Source organism: Roseateles sp. P5_E11 (assembly GCF_054049355.1).
This window is the reverse complement of record NZ_JBFUMO010000989.1, coordinates 1-1,281: the sequence shown is the minus strand read 5'-3', so window position 1 is coordinate 1,281 and position 1,281 is coordinate 1. Positions and strand designations below refer to the sequence as shown.

The window sequence follows — 1,281 nt, the reverse complement described above, 5'->3', positions numbered from 1 at the left end:
GCAGGGCCAGCACATCATCGTCACTGTCCGCGTCGAGCGCGGCCGCCTCGACCTCGGTGTCGACGAAGCGGATCCAGCGGTCGATATCAATGTCTTCGTGGACCGGCTGCAGGCAGCGCTGGCAGGTCAGCGCGACCTGACCGGAGGCGGTCAGGTGCAGCCAAGTCTGGGCCTTGCTGCCCYTGGGCTGGCGGATCTCGCCGTGCAGGCTCCACTGCAGCGCTGGCCAGTCACTGGCCGGCGCTTCGGGAGCGGCCGAGTCGGCCAGCCGCTCCAGCAACGTCGCCGGCCATTCGCCAGACAGGCTGGCGTCATCATGAGCGAGAGCCGCGACATCGAGCTTCTCGGGAACAAAGGCGCGCGATTTCATGGTCGAGAGTTTAGGCGGGGGAGAATGTCCCGATGTCCCAGTTGATCCTTGCCTCGACCTCCCGCTACCGACAGGAATTGCTGGCCCGGCTGCGCCTGCCGTTCGAAGCGGTTGCGCCCGACGTCGATGAAACCGCCCTGCCCGGCGAGGCCCCGGCGGCCCTGGCCGAGCGGCTGGCCTTGACCAAGGCACGCGTGGTCGCGGCGCGGTTTCCTGGCGCCATCGTCATCGGCTCCGACCAGGTTGCCGACCTGGCCGGGGAGGCCATCGGCAAACCCGGCTCCCACGAGGCAGCCACTGCGCAACTGCGCCGTATGAGCGGGCGCGAGGTCGTGTTCCAGACCGCCGTCGCCGTCGTCGCACCGGGTCTGGCGGCCATTGAGCGCGCCGAAGTTCGTGTGCGCTTGCGTGAGCTCAGCGACTCAGCCATCGAAGCCTATCTGCGCGCCGACCAACCCTATGACTGCGCCGGCAGCGCCAAGGTGGAGAGCCTGGGCATTGCGCTGCTGGAGGCCGTCGAGTCCGACGACCCGACCGCGCTGATCGGCCTGCCGCTGATCCGCACCTGCGCCCTGCTGCGGCGCGCCGGCCTGGAGCCTCTCGCATGAACAAGGGCCGTCTGATTCTGATGCCCAATACGCTGGATTTCGGCGTGGACGATTCCCTGGACCTGCGCGAGGTGCTGCCCCAGCGGGTCATTGAGCAGGCCGCGCGGCTGACGCACTGGGCTGCCGAGAGCGCCAAGACCACGCGAGCGCTGCTCAAGCGCGTCGATGCCATTGCGCCGCTCGTCCAGCCGCTGCAGGCCATGCAGATCGTCGAGTTGCCGCGCCCTCCCAAGGGCGGCAGGGGCGGCGGCGATGACGCGGTCGCCTGGCTGGCTCTGCTGGACCCGGTGCTGGCCGGGAACG

At 69.3% G+C, this 1,281-nt stretch carries 2 protein-coding genes and 1 pseudogene; 2 read left to right on the top strand and 1 reads right to left on the bottom strand.

From position 1 onward, the window contains the following. Positions 1-370, bottom strand: a 370-nt coding sequence (locus ACXJKR_RS32770; protein ID WP_457326417.1) for a YceD family protein, incomplete at its 3' end; no start/stop codon positions are given. A 32-nt stretch (positions 371-402) separates the two neighbouring features. On the opposite strand from ACXJKR_RS32770, the gene ACXJKR_RS32765 reads away from it, so the two are divergent. Together ACXJKR_RS32765 and ACXJKR_RS32760 are read left to right on the top strand one after the other, a co-directional pair. Beyond that, positions 403-978, top strand: a complete 576-nt coding sequence (locus tag ACXJKR_RS32765) for a Maf family protein (RefSeq protein ID WP_457326416.1) — start codon at positions 403-405, stop codon at positions 976-978. Beyond that, positions 975-1,281: pseudogene (locus tag ACXJKR_RS32760) on the top strand (SAM-dependent methyltransferase); the annotation flags it as partial. The gene ACXJKR_RS32765 and the pseudogene ACXJKR_RS32760, both read left to right, overlap by 4 nt.